This is a genomic window from Streptomyces sp. NPDC053755 (assembly GCF_040677675.1).
In the GTDB taxonomy this organism is placed as follows: domain Bacteria; phylum Actinomycetota; class Actinomycetes; order Streptomycetales; family Streptomycetaceae; genus Streptomyces.
Genome location: NZ_JBFASK010000017.1, coordinates 31,821 through 53,185, shown reverse-complemented (window position 1 = coordinate 53,185; position 21,365 = coordinate 31,821). Strand labels below are relative to the sequence as shown.

Annotated in this window: 22 protein-coding genes; 10 read left to right on the top strand and 12 right to left on the bottom strand. The window is 72.6% G+C overall.

Going from position 1 to position 21,365, the window contains the following annotated elements:
• Window positions 1–82: 82 nt before the first annotated feature.
• The 3 genes from AB0K65_RS18070 (at window position 83) to AB0K65_RS18060 (ending at window position 4,494) form a co-directional block, all read left to right on the top strand.
• A complete protein-coding gene (locus AB0K65_RS18070) occupies window positions 83–724 on the top strand; it encodes an NAD(P)H-dependent oxidoreductase (protein WP_365717542.1) in 642 nt (213 codons plus the stop codon).
• 162 nt (window positions 725–886) lie between these two features.
• Complete coding sequence (locus AB0K65_RS18065) at window positions 887–2,950, top strand: hypothetical protein (RefSeq protein WP_365717540.1); 2,064 nt, start codon at window positions 887–889, stop codon at window positions 2,948–2,950.
• A gap of 5 nt (window positions 2,951–2,955) precedes the next feature.
• On the top strand, window positions 2,956–4,494 hold the full coding sequence (locus tag AB0K65_RS18060; RefSeq protein WP_365717538.1) for a hypothetical protein: 1,539 nt from the start codon (window positions 2,956–2,958) through the stop codon (window positions 4,492–4,494).
• Window positions 4,495–4,509: 15 nt separating this feature from the next.
• On the opposite strand, the gene AB0K65_RS18055 is transcribed toward AB0K65_RS18060, so the two are convergent.
• The 8 genes from AB0K65_RS18055 to hemL all read right to left on the bottom strand — a co-directional run bounded on the left by AB0K65_RS18055 (window position 4,510) and on the right by hemL (window position 12,793).
• Window positions 4,510–5,040: an SRPBCC domain-containing protein gene (locus AB0K65_RS18055; RefSeq protein ID WP_365717536.1), complete on the bottom strand. Its 531-nt coding sequence runs from the start codon at window positions 5,038–5,040 to the stop codon at window positions 4,510–4,512.
• 37 nt (window positions 5,041–5,077) lie between these two features.
• Entirely contained in the window at window positions 5,078–6,160 is a 1,083-nt protein-coding gene (gene ccsB / locus AB0K65_RS18050; protein WP_365717534.1) for a c-type cytochrome biogenesis protein CcsB, read from the bottom strand.
• Complete coding sequence (locus tag AB0K65_RS18045) at window positions 6,157–7,854, bottom strand: cytochrome c biogenesis protein ResB (protein WP_365717532.1); 1,698 nt, start codon at window positions 7,852–7,854, stop codon at window positions 6,157–6,159. Before AB0K65_RS18045 ends, ccsB begins: the two co-directional genes overlap by 4 nt.
• Window positions 7,855–7,862: 8 nt before the next feature.
• A complete protein-coding gene (locus AB0K65_RS18040; RefSeq protein WP_365717530.1) occupies window positions 7,863–8,600 on the bottom strand; it encodes a cytochrome c biogenesis protein CcdA in 738 nt (245 codons plus the stop codon).
• Window positions 8,601–8,604: 4 nt separating this feature from the next.
• Window positions 8,605–9,210 (bottom strand): TlpA disulfide reductase family protein, encoded by a 606-nt coding sequence (locus AB0K65_RS18035; RefSeq protein ID WP_365717528.1) that lies wholly within the window; start codon window positions 9,208–9,210, stop codon window positions 8,605–8,607.
• Between the two features lie 108 nt (window positions 9,211–9,318).
• Window positions 9,319–10,569, bottom strand: coding sequence for a hypothetical protein (locus tag AB0K65_RS18030; protein ID WP_365717526.1), 1,251 nt, complete (start codon window positions 10,567–10,569; stop codon window positions 9,319–9,321).
• A gap of 233 nt (window positions 10,570–10,802) precedes the next feature.
• Window positions 10,803–11,489 carry a histidine phosphatase family protein gene (locus AB0K65_RS18025; protein ID WP_365717524.1) on the bottom strand — a complete coding sequence of 229 codons (687 nt, stop codon included), beginning with the start codon at window positions 11,487–11,489 and terminating at the stop codon, window positions 10,803–10,805.
• On the bottom strand, window positions 11,486–12,793 hold the full coding sequence (gene hemL, locus AB0K65_RS18020; RefSeq protein WP_365717522.1) for a glutamate-1-semialdehyde 2,1-aminomutase: 1,308 nt from the start codon (window positions 12,791–12,793) through the stop codon (window positions 11,486–11,488). The genes AB0K65_RS18025 and hemL overlap by 4 nt, the downstream gene beginning before the upstream one ends.
• A gap of 497 nt (window positions 12,794–13,290) precedes the next feature.
• Here hemL and AB0K65_RS18015 point away from each other — a divergent pair, with 497 nt between their 5' ends.
• Both AB0K65_RS18015 and AB0K65_RS18010 read left to right on the top strand, forming a co-directional pair.
• Window positions 13,291–13,722 carry a hypothetical protein gene (locus tag AB0K65_RS18015; RefSeq protein ID WP_365717520.1) on the top strand — a complete coding sequence of 144 codons (432 nt, stop codon included), beginning with the start codon at window positions 13,291–13,293 and terminating at the stop codon, window positions 13,720–13,722.
• 264 nt (window positions 13,723–13,986) lie between these two features.
• Window positions 13,987–14,391: a MerR family transcriptional regulator gene (locus tag AB0K65_RS18010; RefSeq protein ID WP_365717694.1), complete on the top strand. Its 405-nt coding sequence runs from the start codon at window positions 13,987–13,989 to the stop codon at window positions 14,389–14,391.
• A 335-nt stretch (window positions 14,392–14,726) separates the two neighbouring features.
• Here the strand turns inward: AB0K65_RS18010 and AB0K65_RS18005 are convergent, their stop codons facing one another.
• Entirely contained in the window at window positions 14,727–15,665 is a 939-nt protein-coding gene (locus AB0K65_RS18005; RefSeq protein WP_365717518.1) for an ABC transporter substrate-binding protein, read from the bottom strand.
• Window positions 15,666–15,952: 287 nt separating this feature from the next.
• On the opposite strand from AB0K65_RS18005, the gene AB0K65_RS18000 reads away from it, so the two are divergent.
• Together AB0K65_RS18000 and AB0K65_RS17995 are read left to right on the top strand one after the other, a co-directional pair.
• Window positions 15,953–16,198 (top strand): hypothetical protein, encoded by a 246-nt coding sequence (locus AB0K65_RS18000; protein WP_365717517.1) that lies wholly within the window; start codon window positions 15,953–15,955, stop codon window positions 16,196–16,198.
• Window positions 16,199–16,220: 22 nt separating this feature from the next.
• A complete protein-coding gene (locus AB0K65_RS17995) occupies window positions 16,221–16,769 on the top strand; it encodes a GNAT family N-acetyltransferase (RefSeq protein ID WP_365717515.1) in 549 nt (182 codons plus the stop codon).
• Here AB0K65_RS17995 and AB0K65_RS17990 read toward each other — a convergent pair.
• Window positions 16,766–17,215 carry a GNAT family N-acetyltransferase gene (locus AB0K65_RS17990; protein ID WP_365717513.1) on the bottom strand — a complete coding sequence of 150 codons (450 nt, stop codon included), beginning with the start codon at window positions 17,213–17,215 and terminating at the stop codon, window positions 16,766–16,768. The genes AB0K65_RS17995 and AB0K65_RS17990 overlap by 4 nt on opposite strands.
• A gap of 87 nt (window positions 17,216–17,302) precedes the next feature.
• On the opposite strand from AB0K65_RS17990, the gene AB0K65_RS17985 reads away from it, so the two are divergent.
• Window positions 17,303–18,040 (top strand): Mut7-C RNAse domain-containing protein, encoded by a 738-nt coding sequence (locus tag AB0K65_RS17985; RefSeq protein WP_365717511.1) that lies wholly within the window; start codon window positions 17,303–17,305, stop codon window positions 18,038–18,040.
• A gap of 233 nt (window positions 18,041–18,273) precedes the next feature.
• Here AB0K65_RS17985 and AB0K65_RS17980 read toward each other — a convergent pair whose 3' ends face one another.
• Window positions 18,274–18,834, bottom strand: a complete 561-nt coding sequence (locus AB0K65_RS17980; protein ID WP_365717509.1) for a TetR family transcriptional regulator — start codon at window positions 18,832–18,834, stop codon at window positions 18,274–18,276.
• A gap of 146 nt (window positions 18,835–18,980) precedes the next feature.
• On the opposite strand from AB0K65_RS17980, the gene AB0K65_RS17975 reads away from it, so the two are divergent.
• On the top strand, window positions 18,981–20,387 hold the full coding sequence (locus AB0K65_RS17975; RefSeq protein ID WP_365717507.1) for an FAD-dependent monooxygenase: 1,407 nt from the start codon (window positions 18,981–18,983) through the stop codon (window positions 20,385–20,387).
• Between the two features lie 16 nt (window positions 20,388–20,403).
• On the opposite strand, the gene AB0K65_RS17970 is transcribed toward AB0K65_RS17975, so the two are convergent.
• The gene (locus AB0K65_RS17970) at window positions 20,404–20,886 is read right to left on the bottom strand and encodes a hypothetical protein (protein WP_365717505.1); all 483 of its coding nucleotides are present in this window, start codon (window positions 20,884–20,886) and stop codon (window positions 20,404–20,406) included.
• Window positions 20,887–20,962: 76 nt separating this feature from the next.
• Between AB0K65_RS17970 and AB0K65_RS17965 the strand changes: the two genes are divergently transcribed.
• Complete coding sequence (locus AB0K65_RS17965) at window positions 20,963–21,298, top strand: YnfA family protein (protein WP_365717503.1); 336 nt, start codon at window positions 20,963–20,965, stop codon at window positions 21,296–21,298.
• Window positions 21,299–21,365 lie beyond the last annotated feature (67 nt).

Here is a 21,365-nt window from a genome sequence, read left to right as displayed (position 1 = left end):
AGCGTGGCACCCACCCCCCGGCGGCGGCCGGCGCCCGACAGCACGGCGGCCGGGCGAGCCGGGGGCCGAGACCGGAGCGGACATGACCACCGACACGACGCCCCCTGCCCCCGCCACCGACCCGACGGCCGACGGCCGCTCGTTCCTCTTCGTCCTCGGCAGCGCCCGCCCCGGTGGCAACACCGAGATCCTCGCCCGCGCCGCCGCCGCCGCACTGCCCGAAGGCGTGCCCCGGCACTGGGTGGACCTGGCCCGGCTGCCGCTGCCCGACTTCCAGGACGGCCGCCACGAGAGCGACGACTGGACGGCCGGGGAGAACGAGGAGGCGCTGCGCCGGGCCACCGTGGAGGCCACCGACATCGTGATCGCCTCGCCGCTGTACTGGTACACCGTCTCCGCGCACACCAAGCGCTACCTGGACTACTGGTCGGGGTGGCTGACCGCGCCTGGCTCGGACTTCAAGGCGCGGATGGCGGGCCGGACCCTGTGGGGGGTCACGGTCATGGCGCAGCGCGAGGAGGTGGTCGCGGACCCGATGGTGGGCGCGCTGCACCACACGGCGGCGTACATGCGGATGCGGTTCGGCGGGGTGCTGACCGGGAACGGCTCCCGGCCGGGACAGGTGCGGAGCGACGAGGGCGCCCTGCTCCGCGCCCGCACGTTCTTCCGGGGCGAGACCCCGCTCGCCCTGTTCCCCTACGAGCAGGAGCCCGCCGGCGTCTGACACGGGGCACGGCCCCGGCCACGGGGCACGGTGCGACACCTTCGCCACAGGACGACAACACCCGCACAGCAGTGTCGAAAAGCCTGACGCCTTGCCAACAGCCTGTCGATACCCTGGACTTGGGATGTGACGGGGCACGCCCGGTGGGGATGCGGGGGCGCGGTGGACAGAAATCTGTACGGCAGGGAAGCGGTCCTTCACCCGACCGGGCTCGCGGCCCGGTTGATCGGACTGACGCCGGAGACCTTCGAGCGGGTGGCGTACGAGCACGGCGACGACCCTCCGGTCACCGTCTTCACCGGCGGCCGCGGCATGGGCAAGACCGCCCTGCTCAAGCAGGTGCGCAACGCCTACAGGGGGGCGACCCCGCTCGCCCTGATCGACTGCGGGCACATCGACCGCCCCGCCGACCACGGCCCCGGCTGGAACCCGCTCACCGGGGCCCTCGCCGAGCTCGCCGTCCAGCTGGCGCCGAGGGTGCACGCCGCCAAGCCCGTGCAGTTCCCGCGCCTCTCGCTCGGGCTGGTCGCCGTCGCCTCCATCAGCTGGTCCCAGGAGGACGACGAGCGGGCCCGGCGGGACCTGCAGCGGCTGGGTCCGGTCCTGGCCACCGTCGACGCGGCCAAGGGCGCCGCGACGACCTGGGTGAGCAAGGTGCTCGCCAAGCTGGCCGCCGACTTCGCCGAGGCCACCGCGCCGATGGCCGGACTCCTCGCCGAGGCGACCGTCGAGACCGTCCTGGAGGAGGTGTTCGGCCGCTTCCAGCAGAAGTCGGAGAGCTGGTACGGGAGTTACCGCAACGCCGGCGGCCGGGGCAAGGCCGGGCTCCAGCAGCTGGCCGTCGACTTCGAGCAGGGCGGCCGGCGCCGCCGCGAGGCCGAGGACTTCCTCGTCGGGGCCCTGGTCGAGGACCTGTGCCGGGCCTACACCGGGCTCACCCGGCTCGGCACCCGCCGGGGCCGGCCCGTCGTCCTCCTCGACAACGCCCACGAGCCGCTCGGCCGCCGCCTGGTCGAACCCCTCCTGCGGGCCCGCGCGGACGGCCGGCGGGACCGCGTCGTGGTCATCGCGGCCTCCCGCGTCCGCGACCACGAGGGCGTCCGGCACGCGACCCGCGTCCGGCTCCCCGAGACCGCCCACCGGGCGCCCTGCCCGCGCGGTACGGACGTCACCTCGGGCGTCCTCGCCGTCGAACTGACCCCGCTGAGCGCCGCCCAGACGCAGAGCGCCTTCGACCACTTCGACCCCGCCGGCCGGACCCCCGCCGACCTGGCCCGGGGCGTCCACCGGCTCACCGCGGGACGCCCCCTCGGCGTGGTCCTGCTCGGCCGGGCGGCGGGCGAGGCGCCGGCCCGGCTGAAGCCCCGGCTCACCCCGGGCGCCCTGCTCGACCTCACGGTGGAGCTGCGCGAGGACACCCCTCCGGTGCCGGTCGCGCCCACCCTCCTCGCCGAGCTGCTGCCGGGCCGCGCCCCCGGCCCCTTCGCGGTCCTCGCCGCCGCCCACGACGAGGAGTCGGCGCGGCTGCTCGCCCGGACCCGGCTGCGCGGCGAGTCCCTCGACGGGGACATGGCGCTGCGCGTCCGGGACCAGTTGCGCGCCGAGGACTGGCCGGAGAGCGGCGAACGGTTCGTCGCCGACCCGCTGCTGCGCGCGCTGCTGCTGCACCGGCTGCGCTTCCACGACGCCGACCATCCCGCGTACGCCGCGTGGCGGGCGGTCCACGAGACCCTGCACCGGCACTACGGACCCGAGCCCGGCCCGTACCGGCTGCACCAGGAGCTGGCGCTGGGCCGCACCGAGGAGGCCGTGACCCATCTGCGCTCCACCTTCCCCGAGGCGGACGTCGTGGGCTGGCTGGACCGTCTGCGGTTCATCACCTCGGCGCCGTACCCGCGCGAGCGGCACAGCGCCGGGCCGGATCCGCGCCGCGCGATCGCGCTCGGCCAGGAGCCGACCGAGCGACTGCCCGCGGGGCTCGACGACGACCGGACCGAACTCCACCTGCGCGTGCGGAGGTTGCTGCACGCCGCCTGGCTGCTGACCGACCCGCTCGCCCTGCCCGACGACGAGGTGACCGACAAGCTGGCCCACGAGCTGCGCCAGCTCTCCGGGCGCCACCGGACGGGCAACAGACCGCTGTGGGACGCGGCCACCCACTGGCCGCGAGACATCCGGGCCTGGCGGGCGCTGTCGCTCCCGCCGGGCGGGGAGAACGGAGGCTGAGGACCATGGCCAACCGGCTGCGCTACCGCGTCTTCTACACGACCCGCCAGAAGGTCCTCACGACCCTGGTGGCCCTGGCGGTCCTCGGCACCCTCATCGGGTACGCCGTCAACCGTGCCACGACCCCGGAGGACCGTTCCTGCGCCCCGGGCGTCGAACGGCCCCCGGGCACGTCGGAGTGCGTCGGTGTCAACGGCTCCGGATACGACTTCGGCGTCCCGTCCCTGACGGACGTCGCGAAGGCGGTCAGCCGGGAGAACGCCATGCTGAAGGAGGGGGAGTACGCGACGGTCGCGCTGCTCCTGCCGCTCACCTCCACCGACGCCGGGATGCGGGTGAAGGTCCGGCACGAGGTGCTGGGCGCGTTCGCCCGGCAGTACCGCGCCAACCACGCCTCCAACAGCGAGACCCCGAAGATCCGGCTCGTGCTGGCCAACACGGGCAAGGGCAACGCGCACTGGAGCGCCACCGTCGAGCGGCTCAAGACGATGACGGCCGCCCCCGACCGGCTGCGAGCGGTCTCCGGCGTCGCCACCAGCTCCACCGAGGTACGCCTCGCGGTGGCCGCCCTGACCGCCGCCGGGATCGCCGTCGTGGGCACCACCATCACCGCCGACGACATCGCCAACGGGCCGGGGCCGGGCAACAACCGCTACCCCGGTCTGGCCAGGGTCTCCCCCACCAACGGCGACGAGGCGAAGGCGCTCGCCCACTTCGGCCGGGTGGATGCGGCGAAGGCGCTGCTCGTCCAGGACACCCGGACCGGCGACCACTACACGGACACCCTGAAGGCGGCGTTCACGGCCTCGCTCAAGGGCGCGCCCTACGAGCCGCAGCTGTTCACCTCGCCCGCCGACCCGACGGAGGAGGGCACGACGGCCAACACCTTCCGCCAGATCACCCATCTGATCTGCGACACGAGGGCGGAGACGGTCTTCTTCGCGGGCCGCCACACCCAGCTGCGGCAGTTCATCAACGCCCTGGGCTCCCGGGGCTGCGCGGAGCGCTCCTTCACCGTCCTGACCGGCGACGAGGGCTCCTACCTGGGCGCCGATGTCCGGCTGAACAAGGCCGCGCTGAAGGCGAGGCTGACCGTGCGCTACGCCGCGCTGGCCCACCCCGACGCCTGGAAGCCGGCGGCGGGCCGGCCGGTGCCCGGGACGGGCGGCTCGACGGTGGCGTACGAGACGTTCCTCGCCGACATCGCCAAGGTCTCCGCGAAGCCGGTGCCGCTCGCCGACGGCCAGGCGATCGTGTCGTACGACGCGATGGCCACGGCGGTCCACGCGATCCGGCAGGCGACCCCGCAGGGCAGGCAGTACCCCGAGCTCGCGGACGTGGTCACCCAGTGGCCGCAGGTGAAGGGATCGCTCCGGGTCGACGGCGCGAGCGGCTGGATCTGCCTGGACAACTTCGGCAACCCCTTCAACAAGGCGGTCCCGATCGTGGAGCTGGCCCCGGACGGCACACAGAGGTTCGTGCAGATCGCATGGCCCGAGGGCCGCCCGCCGACGGGCGACTGCCTGCCGCCCCGCAAGGGGTAGCCTCCGGTGTTCTGTCTAGGGGATCCAGACGGGCCAGGGCGCCTCGTCCCTCGCGTACAGCTCGCGCAGGTGCAGTCGGCGCTCCGGCGTCCACCCCGGCCAGTCCGCCGGGGTGCCGTCGAGCGCCGCCGCCAGCCGCTCGACGTGGTCGTGCCACCGGGCCAGCAGGTCGAGCGCGGCCTCCGGCGTCGCCCGGGTCCCGAGGGTGAGACGCAGCACGGTCGACCCGCCGCCCGTCCCGCCCGGCTCCAGGTGGAACCGGATCCGGGCGTGCGGCGGATCGACCGTGTACTCGGCCACGTACTCCGGGTCCCACGCCGTCACCCGCCCCGCGAGCACCGGGTCCCCGGTCAGCGGGCGCAGGGAGACCCGGCCGCCCAGCCTCGGCTCCAGCACCTCCGCCGCGCAGAACCACCGCCGCAGGCCCTCCGGTGTGGCGACGGCCGCCCACACCCGCGCCGGCGGGTGCGGCAGCTCCACCACGAAGCGCAGGAGCCGCGCGTCGCCCTCGTGGGTCTCGCACCTGCCCCGGGGTATCTCGCTCATATCCTCAGCGTGGCCCCGGGGCCGTCACGGTGCCAGCTCAGACGCCCGCGTAGGAGTGCTTGCTGCTCACGAAGATGTTGACGCCGTAATAGTTGAAGAGGAAGCAGCCGAACGCGATCAGCGCGACGTACGCGGCCTTGCGGCCCTTCCAGCCCGCGGTCGCCCGCGCGTGGAGGTACGCGGCGTAGCCGACCCAGGTGATGAAGGACCAGACCTCCTTGGCGTCCCAGCCCCAGTAGCGGCCCCACGCGTCGCCGGCCCAGATCGCGCCCGCGATGATCGTGAAGGTCCACAGCGGGAAGATCGCCGCGTTGACCCGGTAGGAGAACTTGTCCAGGGAGGCCGCCGACGGCAGCCGCTCCATGACGGACCGGGCGAAGGGGCCCGGGTTGCCGCCGGTCGCGAGCTTGTTCTCGTAGGAGTCGCGGAAGAGGTAGAGCAGGGTGGCGACGGCGCCGAGGTAGAAGACGGCGCCGCAGAAGATCGCGGTGGAGACGTGGATCCACAGCCAGTAGGAGTCGAGCGCCGGGACGAGCTGGTCGCTGTCGGTGTAGAGCCACGTGGTGGCCAGACCCAGGTCGAGCAGGACGGTCGTCACCAGCGGCAGACCGAGCCAGCGGACGTTCTTCTTCGCGACGAGGAAGCCGAGGTACGCGCCGACCGCCACGGTGGAGAAGGTGGTGGAGAACTCGTACATGTTGCCCCAGGGGGCGCGCTGCACGGCGAGGGCGCGGGAGACCACGCCCGCGGCCTCGACCAGGAACGCCAGCACGGTGAGCGAGACGGCGATCCGGCCGTACAGGTCGCCCTTGACCGTGCCTCCGGCGGCGCCGGGGCCGTCGGGCACGTCACGGGCGCCGGAGGCGGAGCGGGTGACGACCTTCGGCTTGTCCAGGACGGCGGTGGAGCCGGCCGCGCCCCGCACGGTCACGGCGGGAGCGGCGGCCGCGGCGGTGGCCGACGTCAGCGCGGCGGCCGTGCGGCCCACCTTGCTGCGGCTGCCGAGCACCCACTCGGCGATGTGGGCCAGGAAGGCCAGGGTGTAGACGGCCATCGAGGAGTAGATGAGCGTGTTGCTCATCTGCGCCAGGCTTTCGTTGGTCTCGGCGGCGAGCATCACTTGGTCTCGGCCCCTTCGGCAGGTACGTCGGCTGGTACGTCGGCGGGTTCTTCTGCGGGATCGGGCGCGGTCGGCGCCTGGGCGTGGAGGGCGGCCGCGAGGCCGGCCAGCTCCTCGGGGAGCTTCGCGGACTCGCTCCGGCCGAGGCCCGCCATCTCGACGACGGTGACGCCGTCCTTCGCCCGTACCGCCCGGACCCAGATCCGGCGCCGCTGGATGAACAGCGAGCCGGACAGTCCGGCGATCGCGGCGATCGCGCCCGCGAGGGCGAGACCGTTCCCGGGCTGCTGGGAGACCTGGAAGCTCGCCCACTCCTTGATCTCCTTCTCGAAGGTGATCGAGCCGGCGCCGCCGGGCAGCGTCATGGTCTCGCCGGGCAGCATGCGCTGCGCGAGCTTGTTGCCGTCCTTGTCCGTGAACTGGGTCATCTTGGACTTGTCCAGCTGGTACACGTTCTGTGGCAGTCCGGAGTCCACGCGCAGGTCGCCGTGGTAGCCGGTCAGCGCCATGACCGGGAAGTCGAGCGCGGGGAACTGCGAGAACATGTCACCCTTGCCGGCGCCCGCGAAGGTCGGCACGAAGAAGGCCTGGAAGCCCAGCTGCTCCTTCTTGCCGTTCTTGTCGCGGTAGCCGTCCATCACCTTGATCGCTCCGGTGGAGGTGATGTTGTTGTCGAACGGCAGCAGCGGGACGGCGCCGTGGAAGACGACCTTGCCCCGGCCGTCCTTGACGGTGACGACGGGCGCGTACCCGTGGGAGATCAGGTAGACCTTCGAGCCGCCGACCTTCAGCGGTTCGTTGACCTTGATGACCGCCTTCCTGTCCGCGCCGCCGGCCTCGGAGTAGGTGACGGCCGCCTCGAAGGTGCGCGGGGTGCCGCGCTGGGGTCCGCTCTTCTCGTACGTACCGGTGAAGCGGTCCAGCTGGAAGCTGAAGGGCGCCAGGTCGTCGGTGCTGTAGAGGGAGCCGGACTTGAAGTCGTCGTACTGCGTGAGCGTGTTGGAGAAGCCGTCGCCCTCGACGATGAGCTTGCCGCCCTCGGACTTGAACAGCTGGCCCCAGGCGAAGGCGACGAGCATCACGATGAGCGCGATGTGGAAGAGGAGGTTGCCGGTCTCGCGCAGGTACCCCTTCTCGGCGGCGACGGCGTCACCGGCGGAGTCGGCGCGGAACCGCCGGCCCTTCAGCAGCCCGAGGGCGGCCTCGCGGACCTGCTCGGGCGTGGCGTCCGTCCGCCAGGTCGTGTAGGCGGGAAGCCGGTCGAGGCGCTTGGGGGCGCGCGGCGGGCGGCCGCGCAGCTGGCCGACGAACTGCCAGGTGCGGGGCACGATGCAGCCGATGAGGGAGACGAACAGCAGGATGTAGATCGCGGAGAACCACACCGAGCTGTAGACGTCGAAGAACTGCAGCTTCTCGTAGAGCGGCGTGAGGGTCGGGTGGGCGTCCTTGAAGGTCTGCACCTTGAGCTCGTCCGCGCTGGTCTGCGGGATGAGGGACCCGGGGACGGCGCCGAGGGAGAGCAGGAAGAGCAGGATCAGCGCGACCCGCATGGACGTCAGCTGCCGCCAGAACCAGCGGATCCAGCCGACGACGCCGAGGGTGGGGCCGCCGACGGCGGTCTCCTCCCTCGGGGCGGTGGAGAGCTGCGCTCCGGCCTCGCCGAGATCGTGTGTTTCGGTTTCGGTCTTGCTCATCGGAACTCTCAGATCCCCACCGTGAAGCCGTTGGACCAGCCCTGCATCGTGGACACCATGCTGTCCCACACGCCTGTGAGCATGAGCAGCCCGGTCAGGATCATCATGCCGCCGCCGATCCTCATGACCCACGCGTAGTGCTTCTTGACCCACCCGAACGCGCCGAGCGCCTTGCGGAAGGCGATCGCGGCGAGGATGAAGGGCAGCCCCAGGCCGACGCAGTACGCGAAGGTCAGCAGCGCCCCGCGGCCGGCGCTGGCCTGCTCGGTGGCGAGCGCGTTGACCGCGGCGAGCGTCGGGCCGATGCACGGCGCCCAGCCGATGCCGAAGAGCGCGCCGAGGAGCGGCGCGCCGACCAGACCGGCGGCGGGCTTCCGGTGGATGCGGAACTCCCGCTGGGTGGCCCACGGCATGAGGCCCATGAAGAAGAGGCCCATGACGATCATGAGGACGCCGAGGACCTTGCCGAGCACGTCCCGGTGCTCCTGGAGGGTCCATCCGAAGTAGCCGAAGAGGGCGCCGCCGGAGACGAAGACGGCGGAGAAGCCGAGGACGAAGAGGGAGGCTCCGACGGCCATCCTGCCGCGCCTGGCCTCGGCCAGGTCGGTGCCGGTGACGCCGGTCACGTACGACAGGTAGCCGGGGACGAGCGGCAGGACGCACGGGGAGAAGAAGGAGACCAGGCCGCCGAGCACGGCGATGGGCAGAGCCAGCAGGAGGGCTCCGCTGAAGACCGTCTCGTTCACCGGATCACTTCTCCGCGAGAAGCGGCTCGATCATCGAGCGCAGCTTCTTCTCGTCGAGTGCCATCAGCGAGCGGGCGGCGATCTTCCCGTCCTTGTCCAGCACGACGGTGGACGGGATGGCCTGGGGGTTCAGGGTGCCTTTGGGGAAGCCGTTGAGGATCAGCTTCCCGGAGGGGTCGTAGAGGCTCGGATAGGGAACCTCGTAGTCCTCCTCGAAGGCGACCGCCTGCTGCTTGTTGAAGTCGCGGGTGTTCAGGCCGACGAACTCGACGCCCTGGGGCTTGAGGTCGTTGGCGACCTTGGTGAAGTGGGACGCCTCGGCGCGGCAGGGGGAGCACCACGAGCCCCAGACGTTGAGGACGACGACCTTGCCCTTGAGGTCGGCGACGTCGAGCCGCTCGCCCTCGATCGTCTCTCCGGCGATCGTGCGCGGGGCCGTGCGTTCGCCCTTGGCGACGGTGGAGATACCGCCCGTGTTGGTCACGAAGTTGGTGTCACCGCCGCCACCGGACTTGCCGTTGGAGTCCGAGCCGCAGGCCGACAGAGCGAGGGCGGCCGACAGCGTTCCGACGGCGAGCAGGGTGCGTCGTGGGGCACGGTCAAGGCTCATGTGAAAAGTTTCGCATGGACGTTTGGGAGATCTTGGGCACCCCCCTACGTGCCCGTTAAGACCCTTGTCAAGGTCGCCTAAGGGCGCTCCGGCAGTCACCGGCGGCCGTCAGGCGGGCTTGAGGAAGGCCTTCCAGCCCCCGGCCGGCGCCTGGCCGACCTCGAGCGTGCGCAGCCTGGCGAGGATCCCGGGGTCCTGGACGTCCAGCCAGTCCGTGAACTGCCGGAAGGACACCAGCCGGACGTCCTTCTCGCCGGCCATGCCCTTGAGCGCCTCTTCGACGGCGTCCATGTAGATGCCGCCGTTCCACTGCTCGAAGTGGTTGCCGATGAAGAACGGCGCCCGGTTGGACTCGTACGCGCGCCGGAAGCCGGCGAGGTAGGCCCCGGCGGCCTGCTCGCGCCAGCCCGGGTAGCGCGAGGGCATGCCCTTGGTGGTGTTCTTCGACTGGTTGGCCAGCATGTTGTAGTCCATGGAGAGGACCTCGAAGGAGTGGCCGGGGAAGGGCACGGCCTGGAGGGGGAGGTCCCAGACGCCCTGGCGCTTGGCCGGCCACATCTGGCGGCCGCCGGGCGAGCTGGCGTCGTAGCGCCAGCCGAGGCGCTTGGCCGTGGGCAGGAGGTTGTCCTGGCCGAGGAGGCAGGGGGTGCGGCCGCCGACGAGTTCCTTCGTGTAGTCGAAGGGCAGCGGGTCGAGGTCGGTCCAGCCGCTGTTGGTCTTCCACTCGGTGACGAACCTCACCGCCTGGTCGATCTCGTTCTGCCACTGCCCGGGGGTCCAGTTGCCGACGGAGCCGGAGCCTCCGCAGAAGTGGCCGTTGAAGTGCGTGCCTATCTCGTGTCCGTCGAGCCACGCCTGGCGGACGTGCCTCAGGGTGTCCTTGATGTGGTCGTCGGTGAGGTAGCCGATGTCGGAGGCGCCGACGCGGTTGTTCGGGGGGCGGTAGAGGTGCTTCTTCGACTCGGGCAGGAGGTAGATCCCGGAGAGGAAGAAGGTCATCGCCGCGCCGTGGTTCTTCGCGAGTTCGAGGAAGCGCGGGAAGAGTCCGTTGCCGACCTCGCCCGCGCCGTCCCAGGAGAAGACCACGAACTGCGGCGGGGTCTGGCCGGGCTCGAGGGGGACGGGGGCGTCGGGCTGGTGCGGCTGCTTGCCGGTGTCGGCGGTGGAACCGTCACCGAGGAGCTTGGCGTCGTCCGGCGTCGGGGCGGGCGAGCTCGGCCCACCCGAGGCGTCACCACCCTTACCCGTCCCGGAACGACCCTTTTTGTCCTGATTGCCGGTTTGACATCCGGCTACCCCGATCGCCGCGGCGGCACCAACGCCCGCCCCCAGAAGTCCCCTTCGAGTGATCCCGCGCATGTCGTTCCCCATTCGCGCTTACGTATGACCCGAAGGTCATCCAAACCGACAATGAGTGAGATGCCGGGAGGAAGGCGGAGGTTCCGGAAATTCGCACGAAAAAATTCAGGGCGACCGGATGACAGTGCGTCACCTGGTCGCCCTGAGGGGTGTACCCGCTGGACGCCTGTCCGAACGTTTCGCCCGGACGGGTCGTGTGAAGGGGTCGCGCGGAGGGGGCGCGCGGGCGGGGCCTACGCGCCGAAGGCCTTCGACTTCCCCTTCACCGGCTTCGCACCCGCGAGGAGGTGCGGCGGCACGAGATCCCGGGCCGGCTCGCTGTACCCGACCGACACGATCCGGTCACCCTGGTACGTGAACGAGGTCAGCGAGGCCAGCGTGCACTGCCGGCGCCGCGGGTCGTGCCACAGCCGGCGCTTCTCCACGAAGCTGCGCACGATCCAGATCGGCAGCTGGTGGCTGACGCAGACCGCCTCGTGGCCGCGGGCCGCGTCCTTCGCCGCGTCCAGCGCGCCCATCATCCGGACGACCTGCTCGACGTACGGCTCGCCCCACGACGGCTTGAACGGGTTGGTCAGGTGCTTCCAGTTGCCGGGCTTGCGCAGCGCGCCGTCGCCGACCCCGAACGTCTTCCCCTCGAAGACGTTGCCCGCCTCGAGCAGCCGCTCGTCGGTGGCCAGGTCCAGACCGTGGCTCTTGGCCACCGGCTGCGCCGTCTCCTGGGCGCGCTCCAGCGGCGAGGCGACGACGTACGTGACGTCCCGCTCGGCGAGGTGGTCGGCGACCCGGTCGGCCATCCGCCGCCCCAGCTCGGACAGGTGGTAGCCCGCGCGGCGGCCGTAGAGGATGCCGTCGGGGTTGTGGACCTCGCCGTGCCGCACCAGGTGGACGACGGTGATGTCACTGGCGGAGCCGGTCATGCCGTGGCCTCCGCTGCGGCGCGGGCGGCGGCGGGCAGGGCGGCGGCGATCCGCTCGACCGCGCGCTCGTCGTGGGCCGTGGACACGAACCAGGACTCGAAGGCGGACGGCGGCAGATAGACCCCGTCGGCCAGCATCGAGTGGAAGAAGGCGTTGAAGCGGAACGCCTCCTGCTTCTTCGCGTCGTCGTAGTTCCGGACCTCGGCGGCCGTGAAGAAGACGGAGAACATGTTGGAGGCGGTCTGCAGCCGGTGCGCGACGCCCTCCTTGGTGAGCGCGTCGGTGACGAGCCCCTGGATCTCCCGGGAGACGGCGTCGACCGTGGCGTAGGCGGCGTCGTCCAGCAGCCGCAGCTGGGCCAGGCCGGCCGCGGTCGCGACCGGGTTCCCGGAGAGCGTGCCCGCCTGGTAGACCGGGCCGGCCGGGGCGAGGTGGCCCATGACGTCGGCGCGGCCACCGAAGGCGGCGGCCGGGAACCCGCCGCCCATGACCTTGCCGAACGTCATCAGGTCGGGCGCGACGCCGTCGACGCCGTACCAGCCGGCCCGCGAGGTACGGAAGCCCGTCATGACCTCGTCGGAGATGTACAGGGCGCCGTTCTCGGCGCACAGCCGCTTCAGTCCGGCGTTGAAGCCCTCGGCCGGCGGGACGACGCCCATGTTGCCGGGCGACGCCTCGGTGATCACACAGGCGATCTCGCCCGGGTGCGCGGCGAACGCGGCCCGCACCGCCTCCAGGTCGTTGTACGGCAGGACGACCGTGTCCCCGGCCTGCGCCCCCGTCACTCCGGGCGTGTCGGGCAGGCCGAAGGTGGCCACACCGGAGCCGGCGGCGGCGAGCAGCGCGTCGACGTGGCCGTGGTAGCAGCCGGCGAACTTCACGACCTTCGCCCGGCCGGTGAAGCCGCGGGCGAGGCGGATCGCCGACATGGTCGCCTCGGTGCCGGAGGAGACCAGCCGGACCTGCTCGACCGGCTCGACACGGGCGACGATCTCCTCGGCGAGGGCGACCTCGCCCTCGCCCGGCGTACCGAAGGAGGTGCCGCGGGCGACGGCGGCCTGCACCGCGGCGATCACCTCGGGGTGGGAATGGCCGAGGATCATCGGCCCCCACGAGCACACGAGGTCGACGTACTCACGACCGTCCGCGTCGGTGAGGTACGGACCCGCACCGGACACCATGAACCGGGGCGTTCCGCCCACGGCCCGGAAGGCGCGCACCGGTGAGTTCACGCCGCCGGGCGTCACGAGGGAGGCGCGGTCGAAAAGCGTCTGTGAGACTGGGGCTTCGTATGAATACGGCACTGTGGTCCTGACCTGCGAGTACGGCTGCGAGTACGGAGGGAAGTCGTGGGCGCCCTGTGCGCTACGCCGAGGCGTCGCTCCTCCGGGTCTGCGAAACTGGGGCGTCATAGGGATGGCTCACGGAATCCATGGTGTCAGAGCGTCGGACGTTCTTGCGGACGGGTGTTTCACCGCGAGAGCGTGGGGGAGGTCACTGACACGATGATCGGGTTGCGCGGCGGGGGTCGTGCTGCCTAAAAAAGCAGTCGGGTGGAGATATGCATCGCGGTGGCGGACTGGGCGAGGGGACGGACGACCTGGGTCCTGAGCCTGCCCGTCGGGGGAGGCACCGGCGAAGGCGTACGGAGGAACCGACGGAGTCCACGGGACCGACCGGAGCGCCGGGACCGAAGGGGCCGACGGGGCCGATGGGATCGATGGGACCGACGAGTCCCACAGGACCGATGTCGACGAGTCCCACAGGACCGATGTCAGGGAGCGGGAGTGGCCGGTTGGGGGTGACGTACAAGTACTTCGGCGCACCCGACGGCGCCACGGCGGCCCGCGTCCCGATCTCGATGCGCCCGGAGGAGCTGGGCGGCGACGAGCTGGGCATGGGCGGCATGTTCACCAAGATCAAGCCGGAGACCATAGCCGCGATGGTCCTCACCGGCATCCAGGGCATGCCCCTGCACAAGGTGCCCCCGCTGGAACTGGTCGTCCTGCACCCCGACTACGCCGTCGTGAAGCTGCCCATGACCGTGGTGGACCCGCTGCGCGGCATCGGCGAGGAATCGGTCGGCGCAGCGGCCTTCATCTGGTCCACGGTCCCCGACCGGGGCGGTCCGCGGGACGCCTTCAACGTCTACCAGCTGCTGCACGAGTGGCAGGACTTCTCCGTGCGGCTCCACGAGGCCGGCCACCAGCCGTACTGCCTGGTCTGGCCCTGACCGCCCGCCGGACCGACGGCCCGTGACCCGGGTCGGTCGCAGCGGTCCGTGTCCGCGATCCGCACCCCGGCTGAGCACCCGTGTCAGCGGCCCGTGTCAGCGGCCCGTATGCGCAGGCGTTTCGTCACACTTTCCCCTCTCATAAGTGCTGAAGTGTGGACAAAAGCGGCATGCAGTGCGCGCGGTCGTCTCCGGCGGCGCGCCCGCGCGAGGAAGGACGACGACGTGAGCGGTGTACGCGCAGTACGCGTGGCGGACGGGCCCATGCAGATCGGGGAGGTCGCGGCGCGGACGGAACTGTCCCTGCGGGCCATCCGCCAGTACGAGGACAGCGGCCTGGTGGTCCCCTCGGCCTCCTCGCCGGGAGGCTTCCCGCTCTACACGGACGCCGACGTGGACCGGCTCATGGTGATCCGCCGGATGAAGCCCCTCGGCTTCACCCTGGAGGAGACCCGCGAGCTGCTGGAGGCCATGGACCGGCTCGCCGTGGACCGCCCCGGCACGGACGCGGAGCTCTCCCCCGAGGAGCGGTCCGCGCTGGTCGCCCGGGTACGCGGGTACGAACAGGCCGCCACCGCACGGGTCGCCGAACTGCGCGAGCAGCTCGCCCGCGTGGAGGAGTTCGCCGGCTCCCTGCGCGCCCGCCTCGGGACGACCACGCCGGCGTGAGCCGGGCGCGGGGAGGGGACCGGGGCGGGAAGAGGGTTGCGTCGCCGGGCGCGGCCGGAGGCCGACCGGTCGTGTGGGGCGGTGTGGTTGCCCGTGACGGAGGGGCGGCGGCACGGCGGGCCTGCCCGCGCCAGCACCACGGCGGCACGGCGGGTCTGCCCGCGACGGAGACGGGGCCGGCCAGGACGGGCCGGGGTTCCCGCGCCGCGAGGTCCGCACAAAACGGACCGGGTCTGCCCGCGACGGAGACGGGTCCGGCCAGGACGGGCCGGGGTTCCCGCGACGCCGACGGGTCGGGTCTGCCCGGGCGGGCGGGCCCGTCGGCGCGGGCGGGACTACCTCGGTGGAGCGGCCTCGGGCCGGTGGTCGCGGAGGGCCTCGGCGAGATCGCCAAAGAAGCGGGCGTACGCCGCCGGGCTCGGCGGGGTCTCGGGGTTCCAGGGCGCCACGCGCGCATGGCCCACGGGCGGGAGGTCCGCGGGCTGGACGGCGTTGGCCCGGCTGTCGAAGAGGACGAGATCCGGCCGGAGCCGTGCGGCGTGCTCCCAGTCGGCGGTGAGCCAGTTCGCGCCGGGCCCGGGCCCCGGGTCCAGGACCCGCACCCCCAGCTCGACGAGCCGGGCCAGCTCGGGCCAGGCGTGCGGACGCGCCAGGTGGACCTGGTCGCGGCCCGCGCCCGAGAGCACCAGGACGCCGACGTCGGCTCCTCCGTCAAAGACGGCGGCCCGCAGGGCGTCCTCGGCCGGCTCCACCGCGCCGAAGACCTCGTCGAAGCGCGAGCCGGAGCCCGCGCCTAAGCCCACTCCGGACCCCGCGCCCGTATCCGGCCCCGTGCCTCCGCCCGCCGCCCCCAGCGCGGCGCCCAGCTCGCCGAACCGTCCGATGATCTCCCCCAGGGTCGTCTCGTTGCCCACCGACAGCGCGACCAGCGGTACCCCGACCCGCTCGGCCACGGCCTCGTCCAGCGCGTACGGGCTCTTCCCGTCGTACGTCACCTCGACCACCAGGTCAGGCCGCAGACCGCGCAGCGCCTCCTCGTCCAGGCTCCGCCCAGGACCGAGGTACGGCACGCCGGCCGCCTCCAGGTCGCCCGCCTTGACCGGATCGAGCACCGCCCCGTCGTGCCCGGAGCCGTACACCGCCACCGGTGTCACCCCGAGGTCCCGCAGCGCCGCCCCGGCCCGTACATAGGCCACCACCCGCTCCGGCTTCCGCACGGCCGTCACCGCCGCGCCTCTGTCGTCGACGAACTCCCACACACCCGCGTCCGACATCCGGTTGCTCCCTCCCCGGCCGGAAATAACCCTCTGCCCGCCACCTTGGAGGGCTTCCCGCACCCGCACAAGAGCGCCTCCGGCGGTCTCCGGCGCCTCCCTCCGGCGCATCCCGGGCGCCGCGCGCGGCCCTTCCCTCGCCGCCCTGCCGAAAGGCCGTCGGCGGGTGTTTACTGAACAGGTCGGGAGGAAGCAGTAGGAACCGTCAGCGCCGTACGCGGGCGCCGGAGGTACGCGTCGTCCACCGAGGCGCACCGGCGTAGCGGCCCTCTCGCCTGGAGTCAGCCATGTCGCCCTCGCACCGCACGTTCTCGGCCCCCCGTGTGCTCTCGCTCCTCGGTCTGCTCGCCGCCTCGGCGGCCGTGGGGACGGCCCACGCCCTGCGCTCCCGCGCCCGCCGCGCGCGGGCGGCCACCCCCCTGGACCGGGTCTGGCACCCGAGGGAGACGGTCCCGCTCACCGCCGCGGAGGAGGACACCTTCGGCCAGGTGGTCTCCCGGCTCTCCCTGGGCTCGGCCGGCCGACTGCGCTGAACCCGTCCCTTAGAGTCCGGCCATGGACCTCCTTGCCTCACCCGTACGTCTCGAGCCGTGGGCCGCGTCCGACTTCGAGCTGCTGCGGGCCATGAACGCGCCGGACCTCATGGAACATCTCGGCGGCCCCGAACCGGAGGAGGCGCTCGCCGGGCGGCACCGGCGCTATGTGGATCTCAGCGCCGACACCACCGGCGCCGGGCGGATGTTCCGCGTCGTGCTCCTCCCCGAGGAGGTGGCGGTCGGCAGCGTCGGTTTCTGGAAGAAGACCTGGCACGGGGAGCAGGTGTACGAGACGGGCTGGACGGTGCTCCCCGGCTTCCAGGGGCGCGGCGTCGCGACCGCCGCCACGCGCGCGGTGGCCGAACGCGCCCGGGCCGCGAGCGTCCGGGCCGGGGGCGCGTACCGCTTCCTGCACGCCTTCCCCTCGACGGACAACGGTCCCTCGAACGCCGTGTGCCGCAAGGCCGGCTTCGAACTGCTCGGCGAAGAGGCCTTCGAGTACCCGCCGGGCCGCCCGATGCGCTGCAACGACTGGCGTCTGGAGCTGCTCCCGGGACGGAAGGGCTAAGGAGTGCCGGCAGGGGCGGCGAGCGACTTGGCGAAGTGGAAGGCGACGATGTCGAGGCGCTCGCGCAGGTAGAAGCGGTGGGCGCCGGTGCGGTGCGTGCCGGAGTCCAGATTGAGCGCGTGGCAGCCTGCCTCGCGCGCGTGCTCCTCCAGGTGCGCCAGGAGGGCGTGGCCGACACCGGTGGAGCGGGCGGAGGCGGCGGTCACCAGGTCGTCGACGTACAGCGTGCGGATGGCGCTGGTGTTGTCGACGACCCGCCAGCCGGCGGCGCCGACGCAGGGGCCCTCGTCGCCGTAGGCGGCGGAGAAGCGGAGCCCCTGGGCGTGTCCGCGGTCGTACACCTCGGCGAAGAGCCGCGGGGTCAGATGGGGGCGCAGCTCGCTCAGGACGGGAAGCAGGTCGGACTCCAGGCGCGGGTCGCCGGGCGGGAGGTCGATGATCTTCATGGCGGGACGGTATCGCAGGGGTGGCGGCCGCGGGCGGCGGTCCGAATTCCCTGGCCGGACGGCGCACGCCGGTGACATCCTGTCCCCGTGAACGGACCGGAGATCCAGATCAGCTTCGCCCCCGGCCTGCGGCTCTTCGTCGCGGCGGATCGGCGCTCGGGGCGCACCACCGTGGTGACGGACGGCGTCTCGACGCTCGGCCACGTCGTGGAGTCGCTCGGCGTTCCGCTGACCGAGGCGGGGCGGCTGCTCGTGGACGGCGCCCCGGTCGGCGTCGCGCACATCCCGGCGGCGGGCGAGACGGTGGAGGTGGAGGGCGTCGAGCGTCCCCAGCCGGTGCCCGGCGCCCCGCTCCGGTTCCTGCTGGACGTCCATCTCGGCACGCTGGCCAGGCGCCTGCGGCTGCTGGGGGTCGACGCGGCCTACGAGAGCGAGGACATCGGCGATCCGGCGCTGGCCGCGCTGTCGGCCCGGGAGCGGCGGGTGATGCTCTCGCGGGACCGCGGGCTGCTGCGCCGGCGGGAGCTGTGGGCCGGGGCGTATGTGTACAGCGACCGGCCGGAGGACCAGCTCCGGGACGTACTGGAGCGGTTCGCTCCGGCTCTGAGGCCGTGGACGCGCTGCACCGCCTGCAACGGCGAGCTCACGGACGCGGACAAGGACTCCGTGCGCGAGCGGCTGGAGCACGGAACGGAGAAGACGTACGACGTCTTCGCGCGGTGCACGGCGTGCGAGCGGGTGTACTGGCGGGGTGCCCACCACGCCCGCCTGGAGGCGATCGTCACCGACGCCCTGCGCGACTTCGGCGGCGCGACGGCCCGCTGACCGGGGCCGGAATGACGACGGCGCTCGCACCGGTCGCCGTGGCGCCGCCCACCAGCCGGATGACCGGGCCGGGTGCGACGGACCGCGGACCGGGCCGGATGACGACGGCCGGGTGACCGACGTCTCCGGTGTTCGGGCCGGACGGCGGGCGCCTCCGGAGTTCGGGCCGGACGGCGGGCGCCTCCGGATTTCCGCCGCGCCTCGGCCGGGGGTCTTCGGCTTGCCCGCATGCCCTACGGCCGCTCGGCCGTCAGGTACCGCTGGACGGTCGGGGCGAGCCACGCCACGATCTCGTCGCGGGACATCTCGACAGCGGGCGGCAGCCGCAGCACGTAGCGGGTCAGCGCCATGCCGAGGATCTGCGAGGCGACCAGCGCGGCGCGCCGAGGCGCGTCGGCGGGATCGGGACAGACTCCGCGCGTCACGGGACCGAGCTGTTCGGCGAAGATCGCCTGCATCCGCTCGGCGCCGACGGCATTGGTGACGCCGACCCTCAGCAGCCCGGTCAGGACGTCGTCACGCTCCCACCGGTCGAGGAAGTGCGTGACGAGAACCGCCCCCACGTGCCGGTCCGGCAGCGCGCCCAGTTCGGGCAGGCGCAGGTCGAACTCGGACGCGGCCGCGAACAGGCCCTCCTTGCTGCCGTAGTAGCGCATGACCATCGACGGGTCGATGTCGGCGTCGCGGGCGATGGCCCGGATGGTGGCGCGCTCGTAGCCGTCCGTCGCGAAACGCTCGCGGGCGGCCTCCAGGATCGCGGCGCGGGTGGCGTCGGAGCGACGGGCGGTGGTCATGTCCACAAGTGTAGGCCAACAGGTGTTGACACTCCATTGAGGGCGGCCCTAACGTTGCCAACAAGCGTTGACCAACACCCGTTGGCCTACGTCGCAGCCCTTGTGCCGACGCGTCCGCGCGCCGGCCCCGGCCCTGGGAGGCAGCCATGGACCACCACCTGGACACGGACGTGCTCGTCGTCGGCGCGGGCCCCACCGGCCTGCTCCTCGCCGGTGACCTCGCCGCCTCCGGCGCGCGCGTCACCCTGATCGAGCGGCGCCCGCAGGGCATCGCCAACATGACCCGTGCCTTCGCCGTGCACGCCCGCACGCTGGAGCTGCTCGACGCCCGCGGCCTCGCGGACGACCTGGTCGCCACCGGCAGCCGGGTGACCCGCATGCGCCTCTTCCGCCGCCTCACCTTCGACCTGAGCCGGCTCCCCTCCCGCTTCCCGTATCTCCTCGTCACGCCCCAGTACGAAGTGGAGAAGCTGCTCACACAGCGCGCGTTGTCCACAGGTGTGGACGTCCGCCACGACACCGAGCTGCGCGGCCTCACCCAGGACGCCGACGGCGTGACCGCCTCGATCACCGGGCCCGAGGGCGCCCCCGCCACCCTCCGCGCGCGGTACGTCGTCGGCACCGACGGCATGCGCAGCTCCGTGCGCACCACGCTCGGCCTGCCCTTCCCCGGCTCGTCGGTGATCCGCTCCCTCGTCCTCGCGGACGTCCGCCTCACCGAGGCGCCGGCGGAGCTCCTCACGGTCAACGGCGTCGGGGACGCCTTCGGCTTCATCGCCCCCTTCGGCGACGGGTGGTATCGCGTGATGGGCTGGGACCGCCGCCGCCAGGTCCCCGACAGCGAGCCCGTCGACCTCGAAGAGGTGCGCGCCATCGCCCGCCGCGCCTTCGGGACCGACTTCGGCATGCACGACCCCCGCTGGATCTCCCGCTTCCACAGCGACGAGCGCCAGGCTCCCGCCTACCGCGTGAACCGCGTCTTCCTCGCCGGGGACGCCGCCCACGTCCACTCCCCCGCCGGAGGCCAGGGCATGAACACCGGCCTCCAGGACGCGGCCAACCTCTCCTGGAAGCTCGCCGCCGTCCTGCGCGGGGACACCGCCGAGCCCGAGGCCCTCCTCGACAGCTACCAGGCCGAGCGGCACCCGGTGGGCGCGGCCGTGCTGCGCAGCAGTGGAGCGATCATCCGCCTCGCCATGGCGCGCGGCCTGTTCCTGCGCGCCGCCCGCACCCTCGTCCCCCCTCTGGTCACGCTCATGAGGCCCCTCTCCGCCAAGGTCATGGGCATGATCAGCGGCATCGGCATCGCGTACGGCCGGGACGGCGCGCGCGTCCCGGACCTCGACCTGCGCGAGGGCAGGCTCTACGAACTCCTGCGCGGGGGCGAGTTCGTCCTGATCGCCCCCGCGGGCACCCGCCCGCCCCTTCCGCCGGCCGCGCCCGTCTCGCCCGCGCGGCTCACACGGGCGACCTGGGCCGACCCGGCCCGCCGCACGGTGCTGCTGGTCCGCCCCGACGGATACGCGCTGCCGACCGGTCGCGCGAGCGGCTGAGAGCCCTGCCCCGACGTCAGAAGACGTACGGATCGCCGGTCGCCAGGACGAGCACGCGGTGCCGGTCGTTCCCCGGGTGGCGGTCGGCGGCGCCGTCGCTCCAGACCGTTCCGATGTCGACGGTCATCTCGTCCGGGGACCCCGCCGCCCGCAGGTCCAAGGTCAGCTCGCCGGCCGCCCCCGCGGCCCGCAGCTCACCCGTCCGGCAGGCGATGATCCGGTCGCTGACCCACAGGCAGGCCGCCGGCAGCCGTTGCCCGCCGGCCAGCGGATGGGAGAAGCCGAGTCGCACGGTCGCCTGGGACACGTGCGCCGGCCCGTGGTTCTCACTCACCAGCCGGAGACCCAGCCGCCCGTCCCAGAGGGACACATGACCGTGGTGGGCCAGGTCCGCCTCGGGGGCGGCCTCCGGACCGGCCGCACGGGCCGTGCCGCCCGCACCGACCACCACAGCGGCCACCAGGGCCGCACCGAGCAGAGCCTTGCGCATCGCACACATGCCCCGAAGATACCCATAGATCCGCATATCGTCTGACTAACCATCAGTCCGCGTGTCTCCGTGGCACGCTGACCGCATGCTGATCGCCCGTTCCGCCGCCCTGTTCGCCCTCGCCGCCCTGTTCGAGATCGGCGGCGCCTGGCTCGTCTGGCAGGGCGTCCGGGAGCACCGCGGCTGGGCCTGGATCGGCGCCGGAGTCATCGCCCTCGGCGTCTACGGCTTCGTCGCCACCCTCCAGCCCGACGCCCAGTTCGGCCGTATCCTCGCCGCCTACGGCGGAGTGTTCGTCGCCGGCTCGATCGCCTGGGGCATGGTCGCCGACGGATACCGCCCGGACCGGTGGGACGTGACCGGGGCGCTGATCTGCCTCCTCGGCATGGCCGTGATCATGTACGCGCCCCGCGCCCGCTGACGGGCGACGACGCCCGCCACCTATCCTGATCAAGCGATCGACGTCATCGAACCCACGCGCGAGGAGC

Bases quoted from the DNA above. Each gene is read 5' to 3' on its own strand.
- AB0K65_RS18010 (WP_365717694.1), top strand. From the start codon at position 13,987: ATGCAGATCGGGGAGGTCGCGGCGCGGACGGAACTGTCCCTGCGGGCC.
- AB0K65_RS17970 (WP_365717505.1), bottom strand. From the start codon at position 20,886: ATGTGTGCGATGCGCAAGGCTCTGCTCGGTGCGGCCCTGGTGGCCGCT.
- AB0K65_RS17975 (WP_365717507.1), top strand. From the start codon at position 18,981: ATGGACCACCACCTGGACACGGACGTGCTCGTCGTCGGCGCGGGCCCC.
- AB0K65_RS18055 (WP_365717536.1), bottom strand. From the start codon at position 5,040: ATGAGCGAGATACCCCGGGGCAGGTGCGAGACCCACGAGGGCGACGCG.
- AB0K65_RS17980 (WP_365717509.1), bottom strand. From the start codon at position 18,834: ATGACCACCGCCCGTCGCTCCGACGCCACCCGCGCCGCGATCCTGGAG.
- AB0K65_RS17990 (WP_365717513.1), bottom strand. From the start codon at position 17,215: ATGAAGATCATCGACCTCCCGCCCGGCGACCCGCGCCTGGAGTCCGAC.
- AB0K65_RS18030 (WP_365717526.1), bottom strand. From the start codon at position 10,569: ATGCGCGGGATCACTCGAAGGGGACTTCTGGGGGCGGGCGTTGGTGCC.
- AB0K65_RS18035 (WP_365717528.1), bottom strand. From the start codon at position 9,210: ATGAGCCTTGACCGTGCCCCACGACGCACCCTGCTCGCCGTCGGAACG.
- AB0K65_RS17965 (WP_365717503.1), top strand. From the start codon at position 20,963: ATGCTGATCGCCCGTTCCGCCGCCCTGTTCGCCCTCGCCGCCCTGTTC.
- AB0K65_RS18045 (WP_365717532.1), bottom strand. From the start codon at position 7,854: ATGAGCAAGACCGAAACCGAAACACACGATCTCGGCGAGGCCGGAGCG.
- AB0K65_RS18000 (WP_365717517.1), top strand. From the start codon at position 15,953: ATGTCGCCCTCGCACCGCACGTTCTCGGCCCCCCGTGTGCTCTCGCTC.
- AB0K65_RS18005 (WP_365717518.1), bottom strand. From the start codon at position 15,665: ATGTCGGACGCGGGTGTGTGGGAGTTCGTCGACGACAGAGGCGCGGCG.
- AB0K65_RS18060 (WP_365717538.1), top strand. From the start codon at position 2,956: ATGGCCAACCGGCTGCGCTACCGCGTCTTCTACACGACCCGCCAGAAG.
- AB0K65_RS17995 (WP_365717515.1), top strand. From the start codon at position 16,221: ATGGACCTCCTTGCCTCACCCGTACGTCTCGAGCCGTGGGCCGCGTCC.
- AB0K65_RS18025 (WP_365717524.1), bottom strand. From the start codon at position 11,489: ATGACCGGCTCCGCCAGTGACATCACCGTCGTCCACCTGGTGCGGCAC.
- AB0K65_RS18070 (WP_365717542.1), top strand. From the start codon at position 83: ATGACCACCGACACGACGCCCCCTGCCCCCGCCACCGACCCGACGGCC.